Here is a 26,800-nt window from a genome sequence, read left to right as displayed (position 1 = left end):
ATACCTCAGAGACCGGTGGAGACGTCGATCGTCTGGCCTTCAGCCAGCGTCACGACAGCCTTCTTCACGTCCTTCTGCTTGCCGACAAAACCTTTAAAACGCTTGGTCTTGCCCTTGCGGAGCAGAGTGTTGACGGCCGTGACCTTGACGCCGAAGAGCGCCTCGACTGCAGCCTTTATTTCCGGCTTCGACGCCGTCTTGGCGACGTTGAAAACAACCTGGTTGTTCTCGGATACCAGAGTGGACTTTTCGGTGATCGCCGGCGAGACGATCACATCATAGTGGCGAAGATCGGTCACTTGAAACGCTCCTCTAGAGCTTCAACGGCAGCCTTGGAAAGCACGAGCTTGCCACGGCGCACGATGTCATAAACGTTGATGCCCTGGATCGGCAGAACATCGATGTTCGGGATGTTCTGTGCTGCGAGCTTGAAGTTGCCATCAAGTTCAGCGCCACCGATGAAGAGGGCGTTGGTCAGGCCGAGCGTTTCGAAAACCGATGCCAGTGCCTTGGTCTTTGCTTCTGCAGCAACCAGGTTGTCGATGATGATGACATCATCGGACTTCAGCTTGGCCGAGAGAGCGTGACGCAGGCCGAGAGCGCGAACCTTCTTCGGAAGGTCGTGTTCGTGGCTGCGAGCGACCGGGCCGTGAGCCTTACCACCGCCGCGGAACTGCGGAGCACGAGCCGAATGGTGACGAGCGCGGCCCGTACCCTTCTGCTTGTACATCTTGGCGCCGGTACGCCATACGTCGGCGCGGCCCTTTGCCTGGTGAGTGCCCTGCTGCTTCTTGGCAAGCTGCCAGCGGATAACGCGGGCGAGGATGTCTTCGCGGGGCTCGAGACCGAAAATCGCGTCAGAAAGAGAAACCTTCCCTGCGTCTTTTCCCTCGAGGGTCTTGACGTTGAATTCCATTGGTCTGGCTCCCTTACTTCGCGGCCGACTTGACGGCGTCGCGCACGATGATCCAGGCACCCTTGGAACCGGGTACTGCACCCTTGATCAGGATCAGACCGCGATCTTCATCGGTCGAAACCACTTCAAGGTTCTGAGTCGTTACGCGCGTCTGGCCCATGTGACCAGCCATCTTCTTGTTCTTGAAAACCTTGCCCGGATCCTGACGCGAGCCGGTCGAACCGTGCGAGCGGTGCGAAACCGACACACCGTGCGTGGCGCGCAGACCGCCGAAGCCGTGACGCTTCATAGCGCCGGCAAAGCCCTTACCAATCGTCGTGCCGGTGACATCGACGAGCTGACCGGTGGCGAAGTGGCCAGCCTTGAGCTCGGTGCCGACGTCAAGCAGGTTGTCTTCCGAAACACGGAATTCAGCGAGCTTGGCCTTCGGCTCGACGTTGGCAATAGCAAAATTGCCGCGCATCGCCTTGGACGTGTTCTTGACCTTCGCCGTGCCAGCACCAAGCTGAACTGCGGCGTAGCCGTTCTTTTCTACTGTGCGCTGGGCTACGACCTGGCAGCCTTCCATACGCAGTACTGTTACCGGAACATGTTCGCCGGCGTCGTTATAGACGCGGGTCATGCCGATCTTCTGTGCAATCACACCTGAACGCATCGGTTCAATCCTTCCAACTCAGCTCGAGCTAGGCTCAGAGCTTGATCTCAACATCGACACCAGCGGCGAGATCGAGCTTCATCAGCGCGTCTACCGTCTGCGGTGTCGGGTCAACGATGTCGAGGAGGCGCTTATGCGTGCGCATCTCGAACTGCTCGCGGCTCTTCTTGTCGATGTGTGGGGACCGGTTGACCGTAAACTTCTCGATGCGAGTCGGAAGCGGAACGGGGCCCCGGACGCTTGCGCCGGTGCGCTTCGCCGTCGACACGATCTCGCGCGTCGAAGCGTCGAGAATGCGGTGATCGAACGCCTTCAGGCGAATGCGGATATTTTGGCCGTTCATTCGACGTTATCCTTGTGTTTGTTATCCCGTGCGCCTTTTGGGTAGGCACGGGCTGTTCTTATTCCTAAGGCGGACCACCGGTTTCAAAGATCGATGGAGGCTGCGGGTTACCGAGCCCCTATCCAGTCTTCAGGCCTTTCGGCCCACCTTATTGTTAGCTTAGTCACCCGCTTCGACGAACGAAGCAGGGCGCAAATAGCGCTCGCGCGCCATGTGCAACATTTTCATGTAATAAGCAAGCGGCTAAAGCCACTTGCTTCATAATATTGTCATCGAAGCGGCCACTCCGTTGAGAGTGGCCGTTGCGAAGATTACTCGACGATCGAAGCGACGATGCCGGCGCCGACGGTACGGCCGCCTTCGCGGATAGCGAAGCGCAGCTTTTCTTCCATCGCGATCGGAACGATCAGCTCGACAGCAACGGTGACGTTGTCGCCAGGCATAACCATTTCCGTGCCTTCCGGCAGCGAGACGATACCGGTCACGTCAGTCGTACGGAAGTAGAACTGCGGACGGTAGTTGGTGAAGAACGGCGTATGACGACCGCCTTCTTCCTTCGTCAGGATGTAGGCTTCGGCCATGAACTTCTTGTGCGGCTTGACAGAGCCCGGCTTGCACAGGATCTGACCACGCTCAACGCCGTCACGGTTAACACCGCGAACCAGGGCGCCGATGTTGTCGCCAGCCTGGCCCTGATCGAGCAGCTTGCGGAACATTTCAACGCCGGTAACCGTCGTCTTCGAGGTCGCGCGGATGCCGACGATTTCGACTTCTTCGCCAACCTTGACGATACCACGCTCGACGCGGCCGGTCACAACCGTACCACGGCCCGAGATCGAGAACACGTCTTCGATCGGCATCAGGAACGGCTGGTCGATCGGACGCTCAGGCGTCGGGATGTAGGCGTCAACAGCAGCCATCAGCTCGCGGATCGCGTCTTCGCCGATCTTCTTGTCCGAGTCTTCCAGAGCGGCCAGAGCCGAGCCCTTGATGACCGGGATGTCGTCGCCCGGGAAGTCGTAGGCCGACAGAAGTTCGCGAACTTCCAGCTCGACGAGCTCGAGAAGCTCGGCGTCGTCAACCTGGTCGACCTTGTTGAGGAACACGACGATCGCCGGAACGCCAACCTGACGAGCCAGCAGGATGTGCTCGCGGGTCTGCGGCATCGGGCCGTCAGCGGCCGAGCAAACCAGGATCGCGCCGTCCATCTGTGCGGCACCGGTGATCATGTTCTTGACGTAGTCGGCGTGGCCGGGGCAGTCAACGTGCGCGTAGTGGCGGTTCGGCGTCTCATACTCAACGTGTGCCGTCGAGATGGTGATGCCGCGTGCCTTCTCTTCCGGAGCAGCGTCGATCTGGTCGTACGCCTTGAACTCGCCGAAGAACTTCGTGATCGCTGCCGTCAGAGACGTCTTGCCGTGGTCAACGTGGCCGATCGTGCCGATGTTAACGTGCGGCTTGTTGCGCTCAAACTTACTCTTTGCCATTGCGGCTCTCCAATTCTGCTAGTCCCCGAGGGGATCTAATTCTTGTTATCGGTCAATTGGTATTCCGGTCACTTCTGACCGGAATACTTTGCCTGGATCTCGTTTGCGACGTTCGACGGGACCGGCGAGTAGTGATCGAAGGTCATCGTGTACTGGGCGCGACCCTGCGACATGGAGCGCAGGTTGTCGACGTACTTGAACATGTTCGCCAGCGGAACGTTGGCGTTGATGACGATCGCGATGCCGCGCTGTTCCTGACCCTGGATCTGACCACGGCGGGAGTTCAGGTCACCGATAACGTCACCGACGTAATCTTCCGGCGTCACGACTTCGACCTTCATCATCGGCTCGAGGAGCTGAGCGCCGGCCTTCTTGGCTGCTTCACGGAAGCAAGCACGCGAAGCGATTTCGAACGCCAGGACGGACGAGTCAACGTCGTGGAAGGCACCGTCAACGAGCGTCGCCTTGACGCCGAGCATCGGGAAGCCAGCCAGCGGACCGGAAGACAGAACGCTTTCGATACCCTTCTGAACGCCCGGGATGTATTCCTTCGGAACAGCACCGCCGACGATCTTGGATTCGAACTTGAAGTCGTCGCCTTCTGGGTTCGGTTCGAAGATGATCTTGACGCGCGCGAACTGACCGGTACCACCGGACTGCTTCTTGTGCGTGTAGTCTTCTTCGTGCTGACGCGTGATGGTTTCGCGGTAGGCAACCTGCGGAGCACCGACGGTTGCTTCAACCTTGAATTCGCGACGCATACGGTCGACGAGAATGTCGAGGTGAAGTTCGCCCATGCCGGCGATGATCGTCTGGCCAGATTCCTGGTCAGTCTTCACGCGGAAGGACGGATCTTCAGCAGCCAGACGGTTGAGCGCGAGGCCCATCTTTTCCTGGTCGCCCTTGGTCTTCGGCTCGATCGCGATCTGGATGACGGGCTCGGGGAATTCCATGCGCTCGAGGATAACCGGCTTCAGCGGATCGCAGAGCGTATCGCCAGTGGTGGTTTCCTTGAGACCAGCGAGAGCAACGATGTCGCCTGCGAAGGCTTCTTCGATGTCTTCACGCGAGTTCGAGTGCATCTGCAGCATGCGGCCGACGCGCTCGCGCTTGTCCTTGACCGTGTTCATGACCGACGCGCCCTTTTCGAGCTTGCCGGAGTAGATGCGGGCGAAGGTCAGCGAACCGACGAAGGGGTCGTTCATGATCTTGAACGCGAGCATGGAAAGCGGCTCGGCGTCGTCAGCGTGACGCTCGATTTCGGCTTCCGTCTTGAAGTCGATGCCCTTGATCGCCGGAATATCGAGCGGCGACGGCAGGTAGTCGACAACTGCGTCGAGCAGAGGCTGAACGCCCTTGTTCTTGAAGGCGGTGCCGCAGAACATCGGGTGGAACTTGACGTCGATCGTGCCGCGACGAACGAGCGCGCGGATCTGGTCGTTGTCGGGCATGGTGCCTTCGAGGTAGGCTTCCATCGCGGCTTCGTCGATCTCGACAACGGTCTCGATCAGCTTTTCGCGATATTCGGCAGCCTTTTCCTTCAGGTCGTCAGGGATTTCGACGACGTCCCACTGAGCGCCGAGCGACTCGTCGCGCCAGATGAGAGCGTTCATCTCGATCAGATCGACGACGCCCTTGAAGTCGCTTTCAGCGCCGATCGGGAGCTGCATGACGACTGCGGTGGCGCCGAGACGGGTCTTGATCATTTCTACCGAGCGGTAGAAGTCAGCACCGGTCTTGTCCATCTTGTTGCAGAAGATCATACGCGGAACGTTGTACTTCTCAGCCTGACGCCAGACGGTTTCCGTCTGCGGCTCTACGCCGGCGTTGGCATCGAGAAGAGCGACAGCACCGTCGAGAACGCGCAGCGAACGTTCGACTTCGATGGTGAAGTCGACGTGGCCGGGGGTGTCGATGATGTTGAAGCGGCGCATCTTGCCGTCACGGCCTTTCCAGAAGGTCGTGGTCGCAGCGGAAGTGATCGTGATGCCACGCTCCTGCTCCTGCTCCATCCAGTCCATCGTGGCCGCGCCATCGTGCACTTCGCCGATCTTGTGCGACTTGCCGGTGTAGTAAAGGATACGCTCGGTCGTCGTCGTCTTGCCGGCGTCGATGTGCGCCATGATACCGAAATTACGGTAGTCTTCGATTTTATATTCGCGAGCCATAATGGACTGCCTTTCGGATCCGTTCGGAATTACCAGCGATAATGCGAGAACGCACGGTTGGCGTCAGCCATCTTGTGCGTGTCTTCGCGCTTCTTGACGGCGCTACCACGGTTGTTGGAAGCATCGAGAAGCTCGCCGGAAAGGCGATCGACCATTGTCGTTTCATTGCGCTTGCGAGCGGCAGTGATCAGCCAGCGGATTGCGAGGGCCTGGCGACGCTCAGGGCGAACATCAACCGGAACCTGGTACGTAGCACCACCAACGCGGCGCGAACGGACTTCGACGTGCGGAGCAATGTTGTCGAGGGCGGCGTGGAAAACAACCAGCGGCTCCTGCTTCGACTTTGCCTGCACGGAATCAAATGCGCCGTAAACAATGCTTTCAGCGACGGACTTCTTGCCGTCAAGCATGATTGCATTCATGAACTTGGTGACGATGAGATCGCCGAACTTCGGGTCCGGGTTGATCTCGCGCTTTTCTGCTCTGTGACGTCTGGACATACTTCTCGTCTCTTAACCGTTAAGGCGCTTTATCACGCGGAGGACCTCACGCAGCGCCGAATTTACAAAAGTCCGAATTACTTCGGACGCTTCGCACCGTACTTCGAACGGCGCTGCTTGCGGTTCTTGACACCCTGGGTATCGAGAACGCCGCGGATGATGTGGTAACGAACACCCGGCAAGTCCTTCACGCGGCCGCCACGGATCATGACGACAGAGTGTTCCTGCAGGTTGTGACCTTCACCAGGAATGTAACCGATGACTTCGAAGCCATTGGTCAGACGGATCTTGGCAACCTTACGGAGAGCCGAGTTCGGCTTCTTCGGGGTCGTGGTGTAGACGCGGGTGCAAACACCACGCTTCTGCGGGTTTTCCTGCAGAGCAGGAACCTTGTTACGCTTTACGTTTGGCTGGCGCGGCTTGCGGATCAGCTGGTTTACGGTAGGCATTCAACCATCCCTTACGTTTAAATCTCAAACCCTTGCGGGCGTAACTCACGCCGTCTCCGGCAAGATCACACGCCTGTCTCAATGCGCAAAACGTGGCCCGATCTGCTTTCACAGATGGACCACAGGAAGCAGAGGACGCAAAGAGATGCGTCATGCGTGCAGGCAACATATCTTCAACGTGCGTTTCGAACCTTGTTTGAGGTGATATCAGGGGCGTGTCGCACCAGATGGCCATGCCTCACATGGGTTCCGATGGCGCGGGTACTACTGGTTTCCCGCTCTCTCGTCAAGGCTGTTAAGAAATAATCTTCGCTGCAACGCCTTGAAACGCGGCCTTTCAGCCCTCTCTTGAGGCTTTTAGACAAATTCGGCGGAAGGCGGCAAGATAAACTTGGGCATTGCAGCGAAAGCAGCTAAGGAATCACAGATTGCAGAGGCCAAGTGCCTGAAAACAGATTCAAATCTCGAATCGAAGGACTGAGAATGATTAACGCCCCCGATAACGACAACAACACCGAAGGCCCGATGGTCTTCATCATCATCGGCAAGGGCTATGAGTCCGATGCCAGCGAGGGTGTCGACCTCCACATCATGCTGAGGGCGGCCGACGACGACAGCGCCGTGCGCGAGGCGCTCAACGCGCTTGCCGAGGAAGGCTTCATCGAGGCCGATCTCGACCAGATCGGCATGCTGACCGAGGTGCCCGAGGAAGAGCCCCACGCTTCGGCCTATCAGGGCGCCGTCGACGGCGAAGTCGCGATCATCCGCTTCAGCTGAGACTATCGATGAAGCCGGATGCGTTGAAGGTGCTGATCTATGCGACCTGCCGCGACCGGCTTCTTGTGTTCGACGAGCCCGACTTTCCCGACGTCCAGTGGCAAGTCCCCGGCGGCACTGTCGAACACGGCGAGGATGTCGCCGAGGCAGCCAGCCGCGAGTTCCACGAAGAAACGGGCCTGACGCCGGGTCCCCTCACCCAACTCGGCACTCATGACTATCGCTTTTCATTGAAGAACGGCGGCACGGTGCTTCACCGCCGCCACTATTTTCATGTCGGTCTCGACAGCAACCAGTCATCGACCTGGCTGCACCGGGAGCTCACTCCCTTCGGCGGCGGCGCGCCCATCCTGTTTCGCTTCTTCTGGATCAGCTTCTCCGAGGCGCGAGCGAAGCTCGGCTACGGAATGGCCGAGTGCCTGCCGCTGATCGGTTGAGGAGCTTCTGCTCCCGATAGCCGAGACCCTTCAACTACCAAGACGCGGTCCACGGCGAAGCCGCGATCATCCACATCAGCTGAGAGACGGTTAAGCTGGCTCAGGTTGTTCGGGCCATATGCTCATGTCAAACTCCGGAAAGACGAACGGCCGATTAATTTCTTGGCACAGCGAGATTATAAGGCTTGCCAAGATATCGCGACCGGTGCGCACGTGCCGATGGAGTTCTTGATTTCGGTCATACGCGCGGAAGGGCTCAGTATCGCCCTCTCTTACAAAGCCGAAGGGAAAATTTGATCCCAAAATCAGAACTGGGAATATGAACTGTGTGATGATGTAGATTGTATTTACCGAAAAGTCGGCCTTGTCGCCCCAGGTACCAAGCCAGTTTTCATCCTCATACTTTCCCTTCAGCGGAATAGCAGCTAAGAGCCCGCCGCCGAAGCTCGGGTGAGTTGAGCCTGATAGTAGTGCGTTCGATCCTCTTCCCCAATTAGCAAAGGTCTCTGTCGCCGTCGACCGTTCATGAGCAGCATTTGTCGTGAAGAAGTCCGCCCACGCTGCAGTTATTCTCCGACGAAGTTTTCCACCACGTAAATGTGTTTGCCAGAATAGGTGCGATGCTTCGGGCGTGTCACTTTTTACAAACTCATCCGCGAAGGTTGGCTGATGCACGACGGCAACTAGGACCTCCATATATTCTGCCACCGAACGGACAATCGTTCGCGCCGCGCCGTCAAACCCCGCAAGAACGAGATGTCTAATTGCCGTCAGGTCGGAGACTATCTTGCTAAGAAGAACAACAATGGACCTTTCAAAGTTTTCCATCTTACGGTGCTGTAGTCGGCCAGAATGCACGACAGCATCCAAACTAATCAACCAGCTTATGCACTCGTCTAAAATCGCAACCCAAAGATCGACGTAAGGAAGGTCTATGGCCGAATTTCGCGAAAGCGAATGGCTTACAAGCTCCGCAATCGAAACGCCAAGCCGTTCATTGTCCCCAAGTTTTTCGCCTTTTTCATTCCAGCGAGCCTTGAGGTGGCGCTCCAGATCGGAACGTCTAAATATGGCGCGGCCGCGGTAGTCGCTCGCTGAGCTCTCGTTATTTGACATTGTCTTCGTCGTCTCGATAAACATCGTAGCACAACGTAACATTGCCGACTATTTGAGGCGTTTCAACTTAATTGAGCTCGCTAGATGCGAGTATCAGGTCGTTCACACTGCCGCCAACAGGTAAGCGCCTAAGTGGAGTCTTTCTCAAACAAAAAGCCGCCCGGATCGCTCCGGGCGGCTTTTTAATTTCGAAGACCAAGCTACCAATTACTCGGCAGCCGGGGCGCTTTCGCTTGCGAGGTCCTGAAGCATCGGGGTTGCAACATCTGCACCCGTGCCCTTGCGACGCTCTTCCAGGATCAGCTCGTCGCGCGAGGTCGCGATACGGCGGATCTGGGTCATGGTGCCACCGGTACCGGCCGGGATGAGGCGGCCAACGATGACGTTTTCCTTCAGGCCCTGCAGGCCATCGGTCTTGCCGGCGATCGCGGCTTCCGTGAGCACCTTCGTCGTTTCCTGGAAGGACGCGGCGGAGATGAAGGACGGCGTCTGCAGCGATGCCTTGGTGATGCCGAGCAGAACCGGATCGCCGTAGGCAGGCTTCTTGCCCTGTTCGATCAGACCGTCGTTGACGTCTTCGAGCTCGATACGGTCGACGTTGTCGCCGACGATATAGGTCGAGTCGCCCGCATCAGTGATTTCCACCTTCTGCAGCATCTGACGGACAATCACTTCGATGTGCTTGTCGTTGATGACAACGCCCTGGAGACGGTAGACTTCCTGAATTTCGTTGACCAGGTACGAAGCCAGAGCCTCGACGCCCTTGATCGCCAGGATGTCGTGTGGAGCCGGGTTACCGTCGAGGATGTAATCACCCTTTTCGATGTAGTCGCCTTCCTGAAGGTGGAAGGGCTTGCCCTTCGGGATCAGGTATTCGACAGGCTCGACACCGTCTTCAGCCGGCTCGATGATGACGCGACGCTTGTTCTTGTAGTCGCGGCCGAGGCGGATCGTACCATCGATCTCAGCGATGATGGCGTGGTCCTTCGGACGACGAGCTTCGAACAGTTCGGCAACACGCGGCAGACCACCGGTGATGTCCTTGGTCTTGGCGCTTTCCAGCGGCGAACGTGCAAGCACGTCACCCTGGGAGACCTTCTGACCAGGCTCGACCGACAGGATCGCATCGACCGACAGCTGGAAGCGTGCATCTGCACCGCGCGGCAGCTTAACAACATTGCCGCTGGCATCGAGGATGACGACTGCCGGCTTGAGGTCCGAACCACGCGGGGTCGAACGCCAGTCGATAACCTGACGCTTGGTGATACCCGTGGACTCGTCGGTCGCTTCGAGAACCGAGAGACCGTCGACGACGTCTTCGAACTGAACGGTACCGGCCACTTCCGTCATCATCGGACGGGTGTAGGGGTCCCACTCTGCCAGACGCTGACCGCGCTTGACCTTGTCGCCTTCGTCGACATGCAGCTTCGAACCGTAGGCAACACGCTGGGAGGAGCGCTCTACACCACGCTCGTCCAGGATCTGGACGGTCATGTTGCGGCCCATCGCGACGAGCACGTTCTCCGAGTTGCGCAAAACGTTGCGGTTCTTCAGCTGGATCGTACCTTCGTACGATGCTTCCAGGAACGACGAGTCAACCACGTTAGCCGTGCCACCAAGGTGGAACGTACGCATGGTGAGCTGCGTGCCCGGCTCGCCGATCGACTGAGCCGCGATAACGCCGACGGCTTCGCCCATGTTGACAGGCGTACCGCGTGCGAGGTCGCGACCGTAGCAGACCGAGCATACGCCCGTCTGCACTTCGCAGGTCAGTGCGGAGCGGATACGGATCGACTGGATGCCAGCCTTTTCGATCTCGATGACATCGGGCTCGAGGATCATCTTGCCGGCGTCGACCAGACGCTCGCCGGTGATCGGATGATCGATATCGTCCAGAGCCGTACGGCCAAGGATACGCGCGCCGAGCGACGCGACGACCTGACCAGCATCGACGATGGCAGTCATCGTAAGACCGGTGTCGGTGCCGCAATCGACCATGTTGACGATGCAATCCTGCGCGACGTCGACGAGACGACGGGTCAGGTAACCCGAGTTCGCCGTCTTCAGAGCGGTGTCTGCGAGACCCTTACGGGCACCGTGGGTCGAGTTGAAGTACTCGTTAACGGTCAGACCTTCCTTGAAGTTCGACGTGATCGGGGTCTCGATGATTTCACCCGACGGCTTGGCCATCAGGCCGCGCATGCCGCCCAGCTGGCGCATCTGGTTCGGAGAACCACGCGCACCCGAGTGCGACATCATGTAGATGGCGTTCATCGGCTTCTGGCGACCCGTGTTCGGATCGAACTCGACGGCCTTAATGCGGGCCATCATGTCTTCGGCGACCTTTTCGGTTGCCTTGCCCCAGGCGTCAACGACCTTGTTGTACTTCTCGCCCTGAGTGATCAGGCCGTCGTTGTACTGCTGCTCGTATTCCTTGACGAGGTTTTCGGTGTCGCCAACGATCTTCGCCTTGGTTTCCGGAATGATCATGTCGTCCTTGCCGAACGAAATGCCGGCGCGGCAGGCATGCGTGAAGCCGAGCTGCATGATGCGGTCGCAGAAGATGACCGTGTCCTTCTGGCCGCAATGACGGTAGACCGTGTCGATCATCTTGGAGATGTTCTTCTTGGTCATTTCCTGGTTGCAGATGTCGAAGGTCACCTTGCCGTTCTTTGGCAGGAGTTCGCCGATGAGCAGACGGCCAGGGGTCGTTTCATAGATCTTCGAGTAGGGCTTGCCATCCTCGTCGATCGACTTGAAGCGGCCGCGGATCTTGGAGTGCAGCGTCACGACCTTGTTTTCAAGCGCGTGATGCAGTTCGCCCAGATCGGAGAAGGCCATGCCTTCGCCCGGCTCGTTCTGGTTCATGATCGCGAGGTAGTACAGGCCGAGAACCATGTCCTGCGACGGAACGATGATCGGTGCACCGTTTGCAGGGTGCAGGATGTTGTTCGTCGACATCATCAGGACGCGGGCTTCGAGCTGGGCTTCGAGCGACAGCGGCACGTGAACAGCCATCTGGTCACCGTCGAAGTCGGCGTTGAAGGCCGTGCAAACGAGCGGGTGCAGCTGGATAGCCTTGCCTTCGACCAGGATCGGTTCGAAGGCCTGGATGCCCAGGCGGTGCAGCGTCGGTGCGCGGTTCAGGAGAACCGGATGCTCGCGGATGACCTCGTCGAGGATATCCCAGACTTCCGGCTTTTCCTTTTCAACCAACTTCTTGGCCTGCTTGACGGTCGAGGAGTAACCCTTGGCGTCGAGGCGGGCGTAGATGAACGGCTTGAACAGTTCGAGCGCCATCTTCTTCGGCAGGCCGCACTGGTGCAGCTTCAGTTCCGGACCGGTCACGATGACCGAACGGCCGGAGTAGTCGACGCGCTTGCCGAGCAGGTTCTGACGGAAGCGGCCCTGCTTGCCCTTGAGCATGTCGGACAGCGACTTCAGCGGACGCTTGTTGGCGCCGGTGATGACGCGGCCACGGCGGCCGTTGTCGAACAGCGCGTCTACAGATTCCTGCAGCATGCGCTTTTCGTTGCGGATGATGATGCCAGGAGCGCGCAGTTCGATCAGGCGCTTCAGACGGTTGTTACGGTTGATGACGCGGCGGTACAGGTCGTTCAGGTCGGACGTCGCGAAACGGCCGCCATCGAGCGGAACCAGCGGGCGCAGGTCCGGCGGGATGACCGGGACGACCTTCATGATCATCCATTCCGGACGGTTGCCTGACTCCATGAAGTTCTCGACGATCTTCAGGCGCTTCATCAGCTTCTTCTGCTTGAGATCCGACGTGGTGTCGGCCAGATCCGAGCGCAGGTCGCCCGCGATCTTCTCAAGGTTCATCGATGCCAGCATTTCGAAGATGGCTTCAGCGCCGATCATAGCGGTGAACTGATCTTCGCCGTATTCATCGACGGCCAGCATGTATTCTTCTTCCGTCAGGAGCTGGTGCTCCTTGAGCGCGGTGAGGCCCGGCTCGGTGACGATGTAGTGTTCGAAATAGAGCACGCGCTCTACATCCTTCAGCGTCATATCGAGCAGCGTCGAAATGCGCGAAGGAAGCGACTTCAGGAACCAGATGTGGGCAACGGGAGCGGCGAGCTCGATGTGGCCCATGCGCTCACGGCGAACGCGCGACAGCGTAACTTCGACGCCGCACTTTTCGCAGATGATGCCCTTGTACTTCATGCGCTTGTACTTGCCGCACAAGCATTCGTAGTCCTTGATCGGTCCGAAGATGCGGGCGCAGAACAGACCATCGCGTTCAGGCTTGAACGTACGATAGTTGATCGTTTCCGGCTTCTTGATCTCACCATAAGACCAGGAGAGAATCTTCTCCGGAGACGCAATCGAGATCCGGATGGAATCGAAATTCTGCGCAGGCACCTGCGGATTGAAAAGATTCATGACCTCTTGGTTCATGCCTGTCTCCTTCATGGGCTGAAAGCCCTCAAACTGCGATGGTCAGCGGCAAATCCCGGGCGCCGCGCCATCGCGAAAAAACGACAATAACCGCAGAATGCGGCGAAATCGTCCCTTCCCGGCCAACACGTTACGGGGCCAGAGCTGGGACGGTGCGCGCTGCAGGACAGCGCGCACCCTATCAGGTGGTTACTCGGCGGCGTCCGGCAGCTGGCCGGTCTGCTGCTCGTCAACCTTCGAGTTCTCGAGCTCGACGGAAAGACCCAGCGAGCGCATTTCCTTGACGAGAACGTTGAAGCTTTCGGGAATACCCGCTTCGAACGTGTCGTCGCCGCGGACGATGGCTTCGTAGACCTTGGTACGGCCGGCGACGTCGTCGGACTTGACGGTGAGCATTTCCTGCAGCGTGTAAGCCGCACCGTATGCTTCCAGAGCCCAGACTTCCATTTCCCCGAAGCGCTGACCGCCGAACTGCGCCTTGCCGCCCAGCGGCTGCTGGGTAACGAGCGAGTAAGGACCGATCGAACGAGCGTGGATCTTGTCGTCGACAAGGTGGTTCAGCTTGATCATGTACATGTAGCCGACGGTGACCTTGCGGTCGAAGGGCTCGCCAGTACGGCCGTCGTACAGAACCGACTGACCGGACTCGTGCAGACCTGCCTTCTTCAGCATCGAGGCAACGTCAGGCTCATGCGCACCGTCGAAGACCGGCGTTGCGATCGAGACACCACGGCGGGACTGTTCGGCCAGCTTGACGAGCGAATCGTCGTCGAAGTTGGCGACTTCGTCCTTGGCCTGCGACGCATAGACTTCCGTCAGCTCCGTCTTCAGGTCGGTGATGTCCATCGTCTTGCGGTATTCGTCGAGCAGTTCGCCGATCTTCTTACCCATACCGGCGCAAGCCCAGGCAAGGTGGGTTTCGAGGATCTGGCCGACGTTCATGCGCGAAGGCACGCCCAGCGGGTTCAAGCAGATGTCGACATGAGTACCGTCTTCGAGGAACGGCATGTCTTCGACAGGCACGATACGCGAGACAACGCCCTTGTTACCGTGACGGCCGGCCATCTTGTCGCCGGGCTGGATCTTGCGCTTCACAGCGACGAAGACCTTGACCATCTTCATGACGCCAGGAGGCATTTCGTCGCCGCGCTGGACCTTCTCGACCTTGTCCATGAAACGCTGTTCAAGGCGCGACTTGGATTCGTCGTACTGGCCACGCAGAGCTTCGAGCTCGGACTGAACCTTCTCGTCCTCGACGGCGAACATCCACCACTGCGAGCGGGGATATTCGGAGACGACGGCGTTTGCCAGCTCGGTGCCCTTCTTGAAGCCCTTCGGGCCCGCGATGGCAACCTGGCCGCGCAGCATGTCGATCAGACGGCCGTAGACGTTACGGTCGAGGATCGCCTGCTCGTCGTCGCGGTCCTTTGCAAGACGCTCGATCTCTTCGCGCTCGATAGCCATCGCGCGCTCGTCCTTTTCAACGCCGTGGCGGTTGAAAACGCGAACTTCGACGATGGTGCCGTAGGTGCCCGGAGGCATGCGCATGGAGGTGTCGCGAACGTCGGACGCCTTTTCGCCGAAGATGGCGCGCAGAAGCTTTTCTTCCGGCGTCATCGGGCTTTCGCCCTTCGGCGTGATCTTGCCGACGAGGATGTCGCCCGGCTGAACTTCGGCACCGATGTAGACGATACCGGCTTCGTCGAGGTTCTTCAGCGCTTCTTCCGAAACGTTCGGAATGTCGCGCGTGATTTCTTCCGGACCAAGCTTGGTGTCACGGGCCATCACTTCGAATTCTTCGATGTGGATGGAGGTGAACACGTCGTCAGCGACGATGCGTTCCGACATCAGGATCGAGTCTTCGTAGTTGTAACCGTTCCACGGCATGAACGCGACGAGCGCGTTGCGGCCGAGTGCCAGGTCGCCCAGGTCCGTCGACGGGCCGTCAGCGAGGATGTCGCCGCGGTTGATGACGTCACCAACGGTGACCAGCGGACGCTGGTTGACGCAGGTGTTCTGGTTCGAACGCTGGAACTTCTGCAGGCGGTAGATGTCAACGCCGGACTTGCCGGCATCAAGGTCTTCCGTCGCACGGATAACGATACGCGTCGCGTCGACCTGGTCGACCACGCCGCTACGACGGGCGCCGATGGCAGCACCGGAGTCGCGGGCAACGATCGGCTCCATGCCGGTGCCGACGAACGGAGCTTCAGCGCGCAGCAGCGGAACGGCCTGACGCTGCATGTTCGAGCCCATGAGAGCGCGGTTGGCGTCGTCGTTTTCCAGGAACGGGATGAGAGCCGCAGCAACCGAAACGACCTGCTTCGGCGAAACGTCCATCAGGTTCATGCTGTCGCGCGGAGCGAGCATAACTTCGCCGGCGTGACGGCAAACGACGAATTCGTCGGTGAACGAACCGTCAGCGCCAAGTTCGGCGTTGGCCTGCGCGACGTAGTACTTCGCCTCTTCCATAGCGGAGAGATAAAGAACGTCGTTCGTCACCTTGCCGTCGACGATGCGGCGGTACGGCGATTCAATGAAGCCGTACTTGTTGACGCGTGCGAAGGTCGCAAGGCTGTTGATCAGACCGATGTTCGGGCCTTCCGGCGTTTCGATCGGGCAAATACGGCCGTAGTGGGTCGGATGAACGTCGCGGACTTCGAAGCCTGCGCGCTCGCGGGTCAGACCACCCGGGCCAAGTGCCGAAAGACGGCGCTTGTGGGTGATTTCCGAAAGCGGGTTCACCTGGTCCATGAACTGCGACAGCTGCGAGGAGCCGAAGAATTCGCGAACCGCGGCAGCTGCCGGCTTCGCGTTGATCAGGTCCTGCGGCATGACCGTGTCGATTTCGATCGAGGACATACGTTCCTTGATCGCACGCTCCATGCGGAGCAGGCCGAGACGGTACTGGTTTTCCATCAGTTCGCCGACGGAGCGAACACGACGGTTGCCGAGGTTGTCGATGTCGTCGATTTCACCCTTACCGTCACGCAGTTCGACGAGCATCTTGACCACGGCCAGGATGTCGTCCTTGCGCAGGATACGGACAGTGTCTTCGACGTCGAGATCGAGACGCATGTTCATCTTCACGCGGCCCACGGCGGAGAGATCGTAGCGCTCCGCATCGAAGAACAGCGAGTTGAACATGGCTTCGGCCGAGTCCATGGTCGGCGGCTCACCCGGACGCATGACGCGGTAGATGTCGAACAGAGCGTCCTGACGGTTCTCGTTCTTGTCGGCGTTCAGCGTGTTGCGGATATAGGCACCGACGTTGATGTGGTCGATACCGAGAACCGGGATCTCATCGAAGCCGTGAGAAAGAATGATCGGCAGCGTCTTTTCGTCGATTTCGTCGCCGGCCTCGAGGTAGATTTCACCCGTCGAGTAGTTGACGATGTCTTCGGCGAGGAAGTTGCCGTACAGGTCTTCGTCGGTCGCCTTCAGAGCCTTGAGGCCCTTTTCGGACAGCGTGCGCAGCAGACGCGGGGTCAGCTTCTTACCGCCCTCGACCACGACTTCGCCGGTGTCGGCGTCGATCATGTCGGTGATGGTCTTCGCACCCTTGAGGGTCTCAGGGGTGAACGGAATACGCCAGCCCTTGCCGTCACGCGAGTAGTTCGACTTCGTGTAGAAGGTCGACAGGATTTCTTCGCCATCCATGCCGAGCGCCATCAGCAGCGACGTCACCGGCAGCTTGCGGCGGCGGTCGATACGGGCGTAGACGATGTCCTTGGCGTCGAATTCGATATCGAGCCAGGAACCGCGATACGGGATGACGCGAGCAGCGAAGAGCAGCTTGCCGGACGAGTGGCTCTTGCCCTTATCGTGGTCGAAGAAGACGCCCGGCGAACGGTGCATCTGAGACACGATAACGCGCTCGGTGCCGTTCACGATGAACGTACCGTTGTTGGTCATGAGCGGCATGTCGCCCATGTAAACCGACTGTTCCTTGATGTCCTTGATGGACTTCGCGCCCGTATCCTCATCGATATCGAACACGATCAGGCGAAGCGTAACCTTCAGCGGTGCGGCGTAGGTCAGGTCGCGCTGGCGGCATTCATCGACGTCGAACTTCGGCGGCTCGAATTCGTAGGATACGAATTCCAGCATGGAAGCGCCGGAGAAATCGGTGATCGGGAAAACCGACTTGAAAACGGACTGAAGGCCCTCATCAGGGCGACCGCCCTTGGGCTCTTCAACCATCAGGAATTGATCATACGATGCCTTTTGAACCTCGATGAGGTTCGGCATTTCTGCGACTTCTGGGATCTTACCGAAAAACTTGCGTACGCGCCTACGACCATTGAACGAAAGGGTCTGAGCCATCGTCGCTCCTTCAAAATTGCATCCGGGCCTGCAACGGACGGGAACCGATGGCCAGTCGACCCCGTCAACCAATGTGTACTTCAATCTCGTCTCACTTCCCGAAATACGAGGCCGGATTGCCTTCGCGTCTCGGTTCGAGACCATCCTCTTGAAGAACCCATTACCCAAAAGCCGTTTTCACGCGGCTTTTGGGTAATTCGTTCCGGAAAACGGCAAATGGGAGGCCGGAAATCCAGCCTCCCAGATGCAGTTCAAGATTACTTAACGTCGACCTTAGCGCCGGCGTCTTCAAGCTTCTTCTTGATGTCAGCGGCTTCAGCCTTGGAAACGGCTTCCTTGACAGCCTTCGGAGCGCCTTCGACGAGGTCCTTGGCTTCCTTGAGGCCGAGGCCGGTGATGCCACGAACTTCCTTGATGACGTTGATCTTGTTCGCGCCAGCATCCGTGAGGATGACGTCGAACTCGGTCTTTTCTTCTTCAACGACAGCAGCAGCAGCAGCGCCGCCAGCAGCAGCAACAGCTACCGGAGCAGCAGCGGATACGCCCCACTTTTCTTCGAGAAGCTTGGACAGTTCTGCGGCTTCCAGAACGGTCAGCGCGGAGAGGTCTTCAACGATCTTTACGAGATCAGCCATGTTACTAGTTCCTTTTGTTCGGTTCGAACCGGTTGTTTATAAACAGCAAAAAACCGCCTTATGCGGCTTCGTCCTTCTTGGCGTAAGCCGAAAACACGCGAGCAAGCTGGCTTGCCGGTGCTGCAACAACGCCTGCGATGCGGGTAGCCGGAGTCTGGATCATGCCCAGCAGCTTCGCGCGCAGTTCGTCCAACGAAGGCAGGGTCGCGAGCGACTTGACTGCATCAGCGTTGAGCGTCGTTGTTCCCATGGCGCCGCCCAAAACAACGATCTTATCGTTGGTCTTGGCGAAATCCACGACGACTTTCGGAGCGGTGATCGGGTCATTGCTGTATGCAATGAGCGTCTGACCGGTGAAGAGACCAGAGATCCCTTCCGCTTCCGTACCCTGAAGGGCGATTTTGGCCAGGCGGTTCTTCGCGACTTTGACGGTACCGCCAGCTGCGCGCATCTTGGAACGGAAGTCGTTCATCTGCGCGACTGTAGCACCAGCATAGTGGGCCACGACAACCGAGCCCGAAGCCTTGAAGACTTCGTTCAGTTCCGTGACGAATTCGCGTTTTTCCGCTCTTTCCACTGCCTATCTCCAGTAGATGAGACCGTGACCGGCCCCATCGGGTTGCCTTTGCCTCCTGAGATCACGAATGATCCCAAGCGACGCTTGAGGATCCTGTCCCCTCGCGCTCCGCGCCAGAAAGGCTAAGAGGCACAAGGCATCCAAGGCTCGAACCAAATCGATCGAAGCAAAGCTTCATGCAATTCGGGTCTTACCCGTCTCATGCAGGCCAAGTGATTAAGGGAAAACCACCTGCAATCTCGGACAGGATTCCGGATTTCTCCGGAATATTCCGGCCCCTTGCGAGGCCGGAATTCGTGAACCGGACCGAAGCCCGGCGAAACTTAATTAAGCAGCCGTGACCGACGACGGGTCGATCTTGACGCCCGGGCCCATGGTCGAAGAGATCGCTACGCGCTTGACGTAGTTACCCTTGGCGCCAGCCGGCTTTGCCTTGATGACGGCGTCAGCGAAAGCCTTGATGTTTTCTTCAAGAGCCTTCGCGTCGAACGAAGCCTTGCCGATGCCGGCGTGGACGATACCAGCCTTCTCGACGCGGAACTCGACAGCGCCGCCCTTGGAAGCCTTAACGGCACCAGAGACGTCCATCGTAACCGTACCAACCTTCGGGTTCGGCATCATGCCACGCGGGCCGAGAACCTTACCGAGGCGACCGACGAGCGGCATCATGTCAGGCGTTGCGATGCAACGATCGAAGTCGATCTTGCCGCCCTGAACGATCTCGACGAGATCTTCAGCGCCGACAACGTCTGCACCAGCAGCCTTGGCTTCGTCAGCCTTGGCGCCACGTGCGAAGACAGCAACGCGAACGTCGCGGCCGGTGCCGTTCGGCAGGTTGACAACGCCGCGAACCATCTGGTCAGCGTGGCGCGGGTCAACACCCAGGTTCATCGATACTTCGACGGTTTCGTCGAACTTGGCGATAGCCCGTTCCTTGACCATGCCGATGGCGAGGTTCAGAGCGTAGAGCTTCGTGGGATCAACACCTTCGTTGATCTTCTTAGTGCGCTTGCCAGCCATGGTCTTATCCTACCACTTCCAGGCCCATGGCGCGGGCAGAGCCCTCGATCATCGCCATTGCACCTTCGATATCCGCTGCATTCAGATCCTTCATCTTGGCTTCGGCGATCGACTTGATCTGAGCCTTGGTGAGCTTGCCGGCGGTAGCGCCCTTGCCAGGCGTCTTCGAACCGGACGTGATCTTCGCTTCCTTCTTCAGCCAGTAGCTGACCGGAGGCTGCTTCATCGCGAAGGTGAAGGACTTGTCCTGGTAATAGGTGATGACGACCGGGATCGGCATACCCTTTTCCATTTCCTGCGTAGCGGCGTTGAACGCCTTGCAGAATTCCATGATGTTAATGCCACGCTGACCAAGCGCCGGGCCGATTGGCGGGGACGGGTTTGCCGATCCTGCCTTGACCTGAAGCTTGAGCTGGCCTGCAACTTTCTTAGCCATATCTCTCTGCCTTTCATTGGCGACCGATTTCCCGGTCATTCATGCCGGATCTCTCCGGCGGCTGCGGTTGCGTGGTGCGGATCAAAGGCCCGGCTAAGACCCCTCACCTTCCACGCGGGTAGCGGCAACGCCCGCTCGAGGACCGGCCAAACCGATCCCCATTCGAAAAAAACTCAGACCTTCTCGACCTGGGCGTATTCCAGTTCGACCGGCGTCGCGCGACCAAAGATCGACACTTCCACCTTCAGGCGCGAACGCTCTTCATCGACATCCTGAACCGTGCCGTTGAACGACGCGAACGGACCATCGGAAACGCGAACCTGCTCGCCAATCTCGAACGTAACCGAAGACTTCGGACGTTCGACACCTTCCTGAACCTGACCGAGGATGCGCTCGGCTTCATAATCAGGAATCGGAACAGGCTTATTGTCGGAACCGAGAAAGCCCGTAACCTTCGGCGTGTTCTTGATCAGGTGGTAGGCTTCGTCCGTCAGGTTAGCGCGAACGAGAACGTAGCCCGGGAAGAACTTGCGCTCGGAATCAACCTTACGGCCGCGGCGCACTTCAACCACCTTTTCAGTCGGAACGAGAATCTTCTCGAACAAATGCTCAAGCCCCTTCTGACGAGCCTTGTTCTCGATGTCTTCTGCGACCTTCTTTTCAAAATTCGAATACGCGTGGACGATATACCAACGTGCCGCCATCTTACATCTCCACCCGATCAGTTGCCGACGTTGAGCACGAAGCTCAGCAACCAGCCAATAAGCTGGTCAGCCGCAAAGAAGAACAACGCAGCGAATACCACCATCACAAGCACCATGACCGTGGAGATCATCGTCTCGCGGCGCGACGGCCAGGTAACTTTCGCCGTCTCCGAGCGGACCTGACGCAGAAACGTAAACGGATTAGATTTGGATGCCATCGACTGCCCACGCAATTACGGCGCGTAAAGCTGAACATATCAGCCCCACGCACCGCGTGTCTGTTGAACCCTACATAAACACCGATTCCACTTTAGACAAGAGGGGAAACCGATGTTTAACGAATTTGCCATGTGTAGCCTCCCCAAACGGAACGCTGCAGATAACCGCGCTGTCCGCTTAGAAAAGATGGCAGGGGCAGAGGGGCTCGAACCCCCGACCTGCGGTTTTGGAGACCGCCGCTCTACCAGCTGAGCTATACCCCTTCATGCCTTTCATTCAGCCTCTTGGCCCAAGGACCTCAAAGCGCTTGTGAAAGCATGGCGCACCCTTTAAGGCCGCTCCGCGGAATTGGCAAGAGCGTTTTGCGATTTTTCCAGCACTACATCCAACTCATGCAGTGCAATCAGACCTTCACGTACTTGCGCCAGTCATGTTCCTCCTTGAAACCAAGCACTTCGCGGATCTTCCGGTTCGAGAGAAGCCCTTCGTATTCGCCGATTTCGCGCGTGAACGGTACATTCGGGAAGTAGCGTTCGGCCAGCTCCCGAGACGGCGTATTGGCCGAGACGGTGTCGTTCGCGGCATTGAAGACCTGATAGCCTAGGCCGTCCTTCTCGATGCAGAGATGGCAGATCTGACCGAGGTCGCGTGCGTCGATGTAGCTCCAGGCAATGCGCTTGCGCATTTCGGGATTGGCAAAGAAAGTCGGGAACTTCTCATATTCATGCGGTTCGATGACGTTACCGATTCGCAGCGCATAAATGTCGAAGCCAGAGCGCTCGGCAAAGGCGCGAGCGGTCTTTTCGTTCACGACCTTTGACAGGCCATAGGAGTCCATCGGGTTGACGTCGTAGTCTTCCTCCAGAGGGAACTGATGGAAGTCGCGATGCCCTTCTGCAAAGCAGATCCCGTAGGTCGTCTCGCTGGAGGCGACGATGATCTTCCTGATGCCCAGCTTCACGGCCGCTTCGATGACGTTGTACGTGCCCATCGCGTTGATGCGGAAGGTCTCGTTGTCAGGCTTGATCAGAATGCGGGGAATCGCCGCGAAATGCACGATGGCATCGAAAGGCTGCACACCCCTGCCCGCTTCCAGATCGGGGAAGTCGCGATGCATCGAGAGCGCGTTGAAGACCTGCCCACTATCGGTGATGTCGACGATCAGGTTGGTAACGCCGGGGCTGTCCAGCGGCACCAGATCGAGGTTGTGCACCTCGTAGCCGGCATTGACCAGCCACGGCACAGCATGCCGCCCCGCCTTGCCCGAGCCGCCGGTAAACAGAATACGCTTCTTCATGAAATATCCTCCGCCTCATGAGACCGCGGGGATAGATAAAGGCTTTGCCGTGGAGCGCAAGTGAGGACGACACTGCCGTATCACAAAGAAAAGGCCCCGCCGTCGCCGGCAGGGCCTTTCCTAATTCAAGATAATCCTAGGATTACTCGACGATCGAAGCGACATGCCGGCGCCGCGTGCAAATCGCGCTTGCGCGCCATTTGCACATCTTATGCCTGCCGTCGGCAAGCTTGCGCCATCGTCGGCTCGCCGATTACTCGACGATCGAAGCGACGATGCCGGCGCCGACGGTACGGCCGCCTTCGCGGATAGCGAAGCGCAGCTTTTCTTCCATCGCGATCGGAACGATCAGCTCGACAGCAACGGTGACGTTGTCGCCAGGCATAACCATTTCCGTGCCTTCCGGCAGCGAGACGATACCGGTCACGTCAGTCGTACGGAAGTAGAACTGCGGACGGTAGTTGGTGAAGAACGGCGTATGGCGGCCGCCTTCTTCCTTCGTCAGGATGTAGGCTTCGGCCATGAACTTCTTGTGCGGCTTGACAGAGCCCGGCTTGCACAGGATCTGACCACGCTCAACGCCATCACGGTTAACACCGCGAACCAGGGCGCCGATGTTGTCGCCAGCCTGGCCCTGATCGAGCAGCTTGCGGAACATTTCAACGCCGGTAACCGTCGTCTTCGAGGTGGCGCGGATGCCGACGATTTCGACTTCTTCGCCAACCTTGACGATACCACGCTCGACGCGGCCGGTCACAACCGTACCACGGCCCGAGATCGAGAACACGTCTTCGATCGGCATCAGGAAGGGCTGGTCGATCGGGCCCTCAGGCGTCGGTATGTAGGCGTCAACAGCAGCCATCAGCTCGCGGATCGCGTCTTCGCCTATCTTCTTGTCGGAAGCTTCGAGAGCGGCCAGAGCCGAGCCCTTGATGACCGGGATGTCGTCGCCCGGGAAGTCGTAGGACGACAGAAGTTCGCGAACTTCCAGCTCGACGAGCTCGAGAAGCTCGGCGTCGTCAACCTGGTCGACCTTGTTGAGGAACACGACGATCGCAGGAACGCCAACCTGACGAGCCAGCAGGATGTGCTCGCGGGTCTGCGGCATCGGGCCGTCAGCGGCCGAGCAAACCAGGATCGCGCCGTCCATCTGTGCGGCACCGGTGATCATGTTCTTGACGTAGTCGGCGTGGCCGGGGCAGTCAACGTGCGCGTAGTGGCGGTTCGGCGTCTCATACTCAACGTGTGCCGTCGAGATGGTGATGCCGCGTGCCTTTTCTTCCGGAGCAGCGTCGATCTGGTCATACGCCTTGAACTCGCCGAAGAACTTCGTGATCGCTGCCGTCAGAGACGTCTTGCCGTGGTCAACGTGGCCGATCGTGCCGATGTTAACGTGCGGCTTGTTGCGCTCAAACTTACTCTTTGCCATTTGAATGCTTCCTGTGAACGAAATGGATGACCCCGGCGAACCGGTTTAGTGCCGCCGTTTAAGGCTTTCGGCGGCATTGCGCAAGACTTAATTGCGGACGTTATTCCTTGCTGCGGTCGCATATGGGAAGGAACCATTCAAACGGCAACCTTCACCCGGAAAGGTGACGCAAAGAGTTTATTGGTGGGGAGGCACAACCGACTGATCTTATGATACGACTTCCCCTATCTCGCTCGTGGGAGCGCCTGTTGGGGAGAATGCAATGGAACAGACGGCAATCATAAAACGGTCGGCCAGCAACTTTCTGATCTTCGCCGCCTGTGCCTTTATACTATGGATATTCGCCGCTGCGATCGATTGGGTCGCTCAACTCGTGCGCCTCTCCTCACCAGAGCGACTTCCGGCCCTTGCGGCCTCCATCGTCAGTTCATCGACTCTCCAGGCAATCGTCGCCATCTGGCTCCTGACCGCAGCCGTGGCGATCGCCTTCCCGAAAATCCTGACGCCACTATCGACCACGACCACGTTAATGTTCGATGTCGGATACGGGATTCTGGGGGCGCTGACCGGGTTCGGGATCGCGATCGGTCTATTTGGGGGCGGCTGGTCGATCCTGCTGCGCGCCGTCATCTATAGCGCGATTATTGCCATCGGCTTCTTTGCCGTCCGGAAATGGCTCTCGAAGGAAGAGTTGAAGACTTACGGCCACAATCGATGGACGGTTGCTGGAATCATCGCCCTCATCTCGCCGTTCGTTCTTTTATGGGGCTGAAAACCGGGGCACTCTAAGCACACCGCTAGCGCGCGGCATGACTGCCGGATCGTAAATTGCTTGGAGAAGTTTTGGAGCGGGTAGCGGGAATCGAACCCGCGTATTCAGCTTGGAAGGCTGCTGCTCTACCATTGAGCTATACCCGCGGGGTGGTCCGATCCAATGACGAATGGTGGAGAGAGTTGGATTTGAACCAACGTAGGCTGAGCCAACGGATTTACAGTCCGTCCCCTTTAACCACTCGGGCATCTCTCCAGTTTTTCGTCCGGATCGTTAGACCAAGTCTGCTAGACTTTCGAAGCGTTGCCGCCCCTCGGTCTGCGCCGCGTATATGACGGGCCGAGTTGCCTATGTCAACACGATGACGATGGAAAATATGTGAAAAATGTCATCGGCGGTGGAAAGGCCCTGCGCACAAAGAAATCCTATGCGGAAAGAAACGCCACCGCTATAAAGCGGCATGAGCAAAGACAACAAAACAGGCGGCCCGTCCGCCGACGAAAAATCCGCCAAGGATACGCACTACGCGAATCTGCGTCGTGCGCATCGCGACAACAAGCGCGAACGAGGCGAAATTCCAACTCCCGGCTTTCAGAAGCGCAAGCGCGGCGGCGACGACTGGAAGCCGCCGGCACTGGCGCCCGACCAGGTCTATCTCTATGGGCTGCACACTGTACGCGCCGCGCTCGAGAACAAGGAGCGCAAGAAGATAAAGCTGTCGGTGACGCAGAACGCGCTTGCCCGCCTCGAGATCGATGCCGACAGCCTCGGCATCCCCGTCGAGATGGTTTCGCCGCAGGATATCGACAAGGTGCTCGGCCCCGAAGCGATCCACCAGGGCGTGATGCTTGAGACGCGGCCGTTGCCCGTTCGCCGCCTGGAGGCCCTGAAGAGCAGCCCGCTACTGCTCGTGCTGGACCAGGTGACGGATCCGCACAATGTCGGCGCCATCATGCGCTCGGCCGTTGCCTTCAATGCCGGCGCGGTCATCACCACGCAACGCCACAGCCCGACGGAATCCGGCGTGCTCGCCAAATCGGCGTCCGGCGCGCTGGAAATGATTCCCTATATCCAGATCACCAACCTCGCTGACGCACTCGGCGAACTGCATAAGCTCGGCTTCTATACGATCGGCCTCGATTCGGAGGGACCGGCCCCGCTGGAGGGCACATTCTCCGGCGAGAAGATTGCGCTTGTTCTCGGCGCCGAGGGCAAGGGCCTGCGGCAGAAGACCCGCGAAACCGTGAGCGCGCTGGCACGACTCGACATGCCGGGCGAGATCAAATCATTGAACGTATCGAATGCCGCGGCGATCGCGCTCTATGCCGCGAGGCTGCACTTGAAGGGATAAAACGGCCCAGAAACGGGCCGCGACAAGGGGGTGTCATGATCCGTTTAGCGTTTCGACCGGCAGTGGCAATTGCTGCCGGTCTCCTCTGCTGCCATGCCGCACTTGCGGACGACGTCGACGCCGACACAGTCAGGGCACAAGCCGGCACCTATCTCATCGCGCCCGTCAGCGGAAAGCCCGGTTGCAGCGTCACGCTGGATACAGGCACCGCCATCGGCGGCTACTCCCTTTCCGGTCAGGACAGCTGCAGCAAACCGCTCCCCTTTCTTGCGCAAGCCTATTCCTGGAATTTCGACGACAATGGCGACCTGATCCTCATCGACGCGACGCGCAAGGTTCTCGCGCGCTTCGTTGAAAGCGAGGGTTCCCCACTAAAGACGGAAGGCGACGACCCGCTCCTCCTCACCGAAGCGCCGCAAGGTGTGGACCATCTGCCAACGGCCGCAAGCCTCGCGGGAAAATGGATGCTCGAACGCCCCAATGGGGAAAAGCTCTGCACACTCAGCCTGCAGGATAGAATGGATGAGGATGGCAATGCGCCGTTGTCTCCATCTGGTGACTGCGCACCGGCAATCGCCAAACTCAACATCGCCATCTTTCACCTAGAGGGTTTCGGCCTCGTGCTCATGAGCAAGGATGGCGCTTCGATTTCATTCGACATGCGCTCCGATGGCTCGTTCGAAAAGAGCCCCGATGAAGGCGGCAAGCCCTTGCTTATGGTCAAGGGGCAATAAAGGCTTCGCCTCGACCCGCCGACCAACGTTTCA

Annotated in this window: 24 protein-coding genes and 3 tRNA genes; 5 read left to right on the top strand and 22 right to left on the bottom strand. The window is 58.5% G+C overall.

The window, feature by feature from the left end; translation table 11 throughout:
* Positions 1 to 5 precede the first annotated feature (5 nt).
* The 8 genes from A6U87_RS05430 to rpsL all read right to left on the bottom strand — a co-directional run bounded on the left by A6U87_RS05430 (position 6) and on the right by rpsL (position 6,518).
* On the bottom strand, positions 6 to 299 hold the full coding sequence (locus A6U87_RS05430; protein WP_056820386.1) for a 50S ribosomal protein L23: 294 nt from the start codon (positions 297 to 299) through the stop codon (positions 6 to 8).
* Positions 296 to 916 (bottom strand): 50S ribosomal protein L4, encoded by a 621-nt coding sequence (gene rplD / locus A6U87_RS05425; protein ID WP_065690143.1) that lies wholly within the window; start codon positions 914 to 916, stop codon positions 296 to 298. Before rplD ends, A6U87_RS05430 begins: the two co-directional genes overlap by 4 nt.
* A gap of 13 nt (positions 917 to 929) precedes the next feature.
* On the bottom strand, positions 930 to 1,571 hold the full coding sequence (rplC, locus tag A6U87_RS05420; RefSeq protein WP_065690142.1) for a 50S ribosomal protein L3: 642 nt from the start codon (positions 1,569 to 1,571) through the stop codon (positions 930 to 932).
* A 34-nt stretch (positions 1,572 to 1,605) separates the two neighbouring features.
* Positions 1,606 to 1,914 (bottom strand): 30S ribosomal protein S10, encoded by a 309-nt coding sequence (gene rpsJ, locus A6U87_RS05415; RefSeq protein ID WP_003547547.1) that lies wholly within the window; start codon positions 1,912 to 1,914, stop codon positions 1,606 to 1,608.
* Between the two features lie 311 nt (positions 1,915 to 2,225).
* A complete protein-coding gene (gene tuf, locus A6U87_RS05410; protein WP_065690141.1) occupies positions 2,226 to 3,401 on the bottom strand; it encodes an elongation factor Tu in 1,176 nt (391 codons plus the stop codon).
* Positions 3,402 to 3,469: 68 nt separating this feature from the next.
* Complete coding sequence (fusA, locus tag A6U87_RS05405; protein WP_065690140.1) at positions 3,470 to 5,569, bottom strand: elongation factor G; 2,100 nt, start codon at positions 5,567 to 5,569, stop codon at positions 3,470 to 3,472.
* A gap of 29 nt (positions 5,570 to 5,598) precedes the next feature.
* On the bottom strand, positions 5,599 to 6,069 hold the full coding sequence (gene rpsG, locus A6U87_RS05400) for a 30S ribosomal protein S7 (RefSeq protein WP_065690139.1): 471 nt from the start codon (positions 6,067 to 6,069) through the stop codon (positions 5,599 to 5,601).
* A 77-nt stretch (positions 6,070 to 6,146) separates the two neighbouring features.
* Positions 6,147 to 6,518: a 30S ribosomal protein S12 gene (gene rpsL / locus A6U87_RS05395; protein WP_018902683.1), complete on the bottom strand. Its 372-nt coding sequence runs from the start codon at positions 6,516 to 6,518 to the stop codon at positions 6,147 to 6,149.
* A gap of 483 nt (positions 6,519 to 7,001) precedes the next feature.
* Here rpsL and A6U87_RS05390 point away from each other — a divergent pair, with 483 nt between their 5' ends.
* Together A6U87_RS05390 and A6U87_RS05385 are read left to right on the top strand one after the other, a co-directional pair.
* Complete coding sequence (locus A6U87_RS05390; RefSeq protein ID WP_065690138.1) at positions 7,002 to 7,295, top strand: transcriptional regulator; 294 nt, start codon at positions 7,002 to 7,004, stop codon at positions 7,293 to 7,295.
* Between the two features lie 8 nt (positions 7,296 to 7,303).
* Positions 7,304 to 7,732, top strand: coding sequence for an NUDIX domain-containing protein (locus A6U87_RS05385; protein ID WP_065690137.1), 429 nt, complete (start codon positions 7,304 to 7,306; stop codon positions 7,730 to 7,732).
* Positions 7,733 to 7,822: 90 nt separating this feature from the next.
* Here the strand turns inward: A6U87_RS05385 and A6U87_RS05380 are convergent, their stop codons facing one another.
* From A6U87_RS05380 to tuf (A6U87_RS05325), 12 genes are all read right to left on the bottom strand, one after another.
* On the bottom strand, positions 7,823 to 8,872 hold the full coding sequence (locus A6U87_RS05380; RefSeq protein ID WP_158007254.1) for a hypothetical protein: 1,050 nt from the start codon (positions 8,870 to 8,872) through the stop codon (positions 7,823 to 7,825).
* A gap of 183 nt (positions 8,873 to 9,055) precedes the next feature.
* Positions 9,056 to 13,267: a DNA-directed RNA polymerase subunit beta' gene (gene rpoC, locus A6U87_RS05375; protein WP_065690135.1), complete on the bottom strand. Its 4,212-nt coding sequence runs from the start codon at positions 13,265 to 13,267 to the stop codon at positions 9,056 to 9,058.
* 189 nt (positions 13,268 to 13,456) lie between these two features.
* Positions 13,457 to 17,593 carry a DNA-directed RNA polymerase subunit beta gene (gene rpoB, locus A6U87_RS05370; RefSeq protein ID WP_065690134.1) on the bottom strand — a complete coding sequence of 1,379 codons (4,137 nt, stop codon included), beginning with the start codon at positions 17,591 to 17,593 and terminating at the stop codon, positions 13,457 to 13,459.
* Positions 17,594 to 17,850: 257 nt separating this feature from the next.
* Complete coding sequence (gene rplL / locus A6U87_RS05365; protein ID WP_065690133.1) at positions 17,851 to 18,228, bottom strand: 50S ribosomal protein L7/L12; 378 nt, start codon at positions 18,226 to 18,228, stop codon at positions 17,851 to 17,853.
* 58 nt (positions 18,229 to 18,286) lie between these two features.
* Positions 18,287 to 18,805 (bottom strand): 50S ribosomal protein L10, encoded by a 519-nt coding sequence (gene rplJ / locus A6U87_RS05360; protein ID WP_016553543.1) that lies wholly within the window; start codon positions 18,803 to 18,805, stop codon positions 18,287 to 18,289.
* A 327-nt stretch (positions 18,806 to 19,132) separates the two neighbouring features.
* Positions 19,133 to 19,825, bottom strand: a complete 693-nt coding sequence (rplA, locus tag A6U87_RS05355; protein WP_065690132.1) for a 50S ribosomal protein L1 — start codon at positions 19,823 to 19,825, stop codon at positions 19,133 to 19,135.
* A gap of 4 nt (positions 19,826 to 19,829) precedes the next feature.
* Positions 19,830 to 20,261 (bottom strand): 50S ribosomal protein L11, encoded by a 432-nt coding sequence (gene rplK / locus A6U87_RS05350; protein ID WP_024318430.1) that lies wholly within the window; start codon positions 20,259 to 20,261, stop codon positions 19,830 to 19,832.
* A gap of 173 nt (positions 20,262 to 20,434) precedes the next feature.
* The gene (nusG, locus tag A6U87_RS05345; RefSeq protein WP_065690131.1) at positions 20,435 to 20,965 is read right to left on the bottom strand and encodes a transcription termination/antitermination protein NusG; all 531 of its coding nucleotides are present in this window, start codon (positions 20,963 to 20,965) and stop codon (positions 20,435 to 20,437) included.
* Between the two features lie 17 nt (positions 20,966 to 20,982).
* A complete protein-coding gene (gene secE / locus A6U87_RS05340) occupies positions 20,983 to 21,183 on the bottom strand; it encodes a preprotein translocase subunit SecE (protein WP_065690130.1) in 201 nt (66 codons plus the stop codon).
* A gap of 188 nt (positions 21,184 to 21,371) precedes the next feature.
* A tRNA-Trp gene (locus A6U87_RS05335) sits at positions 21,372 to 21,447 on the bottom strand.
* Between the two features lie 140 nt (positions 21,448 to 21,587).
* Positions 21,588 to 22,481 (bottom strand): NAD(P)-dependent oxidoreductase, encoded by an 894-nt coding sequence (locus A6U87_RS05330; protein WP_065690129.1) that lies wholly within the window; start codon positions 22,479 to 22,481, stop codon positions 21,588 to 21,590.
* Between the two features lie 253 nt (positions 22,482 to 22,734).
* Entirely contained in the window at positions 22,735 to 23,910 is a 1,176-nt protein-coding gene (tuf, locus tag A6U87_RS05325) for an elongation factor Tu (protein ID WP_065690128.1), read from the bottom strand.
* 262 nt (positions 23,911 to 24,172) lie between these two features.
* On the opposite strand from tuf (A6U87_RS05325), the gene A6U87_RS05320 reads away from it, so the two are divergent.
* Positions 24,173 to 24,682, top strand: a complete 510-nt coding sequence (locus tag A6U87_RS05320) for a hypothetical protein (protein WP_065690127.1) — start codon at positions 24,173 to 24,175, stop codon at positions 24,680 to 24,682.
* Positions 24,683 to 24,754: 72 nt separating this feature from the next.
* On the opposite strand, the gene A6U87_RS05315 is transcribed toward A6U87_RS05320, so the two are convergent.
* Together A6U87_RS05315 and A6U87_RS05310 are read right to left on the bottom strand one after the other, a co-directional pair.
* Positions 24,755 to 24,828 (bottom strand) — tRNA-Gly (locus tag A6U87_RS05315).
* 24 nt (positions 24,829 to 24,852) lie between these two features.
* Positions 24,853 to 24,937 (bottom strand) — tRNA-Tyr (locus A6U87_RS05310).
* Between the two features lie 205 nt (positions 24,938 to 25,142).
* Here A6U87_RS05310 and rlmB point away from each other — a divergent pair.
* A complete protein-coding gene (gene rlmB, locus A6U87_RS05305) occupies positions 25,143 to 26,033 on the top strand; it encodes a 23S rRNA (guanosine(2251)-2'-O)-methyltransferase RlmB (protein ID WP_065690126.1) in 891 nt (296 codons plus the stop codon).
* 35 nt (positions 26,034 to 26,068) lie between these two features.
* Positions 26,069 to 26,767, top strand: a complete 699-nt coding sequence (locus A6U87_RS05300; protein ID WP_065690125.1) for an AprI/Inh family metalloprotease inhibitor — start codon at positions 26,069 to 26,071, stop codon at positions 26,765 to 26,767.
* Positions 26,768 to 26,800: the final 33 nt, after the last annotated feature.

This window comes from Rhizobium sp. AC44/96 (assembly GCF_001692185.1).
GTDB lineage: Bacteria > Pseudomonadota > Alphaproteobacteria > Rhizobiales > Rhizobiaceae > Rhizobium.
The sequence above is the reverse complement of the archived record's forward strand: the minus strand, read 5'-3'. Positions and strand labels throughout refer to the sequence as shown.

Excerpts from the sequence above, each read along its gene's own strand:
- rplK (WP_024318430.1), bottom strand. The coding sequence starts at position 20,261 with ATGGCTAAGAAAGTTGCAGGCCAGCTCAAGCTTCAGGTCAAGGCAGGA.
- A6U87_RS05390 (WP_065690138.1), top strand. The coding sequence starts at position 7,002 with ATGATTAACGCCCCCGATAACGACAACAACACCGAAGGCCCGATGGTC.
- rpoB (WP_065690134.1), bottom strand. The coding sequence starts at position 17,593 with ATGGCTCAGACCCTTTCGTTCAATGGTCGTAGGCGCGTACGCAAGTTT.
- A6U87_RS05385 (WP_065690137.1), top strand. The coding sequence starts at position 7,304 with ATGAAGCCGGATGCGTTGAAGGTGCTGATCTATGCGACCTGCCGCGAC.
- rpoC (WP_065690135.1), bottom strand. The coding sequence starts at position 13,267 with ATGAACCAAGAGGTCATGAATCTTTTCAATCCGCAGGTGCCTGCGCAG.
- rplA (WP_065690132.1), bottom strand. The coding sequence starts at position 19,825 with ATGGCTGGCAAGCGCACTAAGAAGATCAACGAAGGTGTTGATCCCACG.
- A6U87_RS05300 (WP_065690125.1), top strand. The coding sequence starts at position 26,069 with ATGATCCGTTTAGCGTTTCGACCGGCAGTGGCAATTGCTGCCGGTCTC.
- rpsL (WP_018902683.1), bottom strand. The coding sequence starts at position 6,518 with ATGCCTACCGTAAACCAGCTGATCCGCAAGCCGCGCCAGCCAAACGTA.
- secE (WP_065690130.1), bottom strand. The coding sequence starts at position 21,183 with ATGGCATCCAAATCTAATCCGTTTACGTTTCTGCGTCAGGTCCGCTCG.
- rpsG (WP_065690139.1), bottom strand. The coding sequence starts at position 6,069 with ATGTCCAGACGTCACAGAGCAGAAAAGCGCGAGATCAACCCGGACCCG.
- A6U87_RS05320 (WP_065690127.1), top strand. The coding sequence starts at position 24,173 with ATGGAACAGACGGCAATCATAAAACGGTCGGCCAGCAACTTTCTGATC.
- nusG (WP_065690131.1), bottom strand. The coding sequence starts at position 20,965 with ATGGCGGCACGTTGGTATATCGTCCACGCGTATTCGAATTTTGAAAAG.
- A6U87_RS05330 (WP_065690129.1), bottom strand. The coding sequence starts at position 22,481 with ATGAAGAAGCGTATTCTGTTTACCGGCGGCTCGGGCAAGGCGGGGCGG.
- tuf (WP_065690141.1), bottom strand. The coding sequence starts at position 3,401 with ATGGCAAAGAGTAAGTTTGAGCGCAACAAGCCGCACGTTAACATCGGC.
- A6U87_RS05380 (WP_158007254.1), bottom strand. The coding sequence starts at position 8,872 with ATGTTTATCGAGACGACGAAGACAATGTCAAATAACGAGAGCTCAGCG.
- tuf (WP_065690128.1), bottom strand. The coding sequence starts at position 23,910 with ATGGCAAAGAGTAAGTTTGAGCGCAACAAGCCGCACGTTAACATCGGC.
- rplD (WP_065690143.1), bottom strand. The coding sequence starts at position 916 with ATGGAATTCAACGTCAAGACCCTCGAGGGAAAAGACGCAGGGAAGGTT.
- fusA (WP_065690140.1), bottom strand. The coding sequence starts at position 5,569 with ATGGCTCGCGAATATAAAATCGAAGACTACCGTAATTTCGGTATCATG.
- rpsJ (WP_003547547.1), bottom strand. The coding sequence starts at position 1,914 with ATGAACGGCCAAAATATCCGCATTCGCCTGAAGGCGTTCGATCACCGC.
- rlmB (WP_065690126.1), top strand. The coding sequence starts at position 25,143 with ATGAGCAAAGACAACAAAACAGGCGGCCCGTCCGCCGACGAAAAATCC.
- rplL (WP_065690133.1), bottom strand. The coding sequence starts at position 18,228 with ATGGCTGATCTCGTAAAGATCGTTGAAGACCTCTCCGCGCTGACCGTT.
- rplC (WP_065690142.1), bottom strand. The coding sequence starts at position 1,571 with ATGCGTTCAGGTGTGATTGCACAGAAGATCGGCATGACCCGCGTCTAT.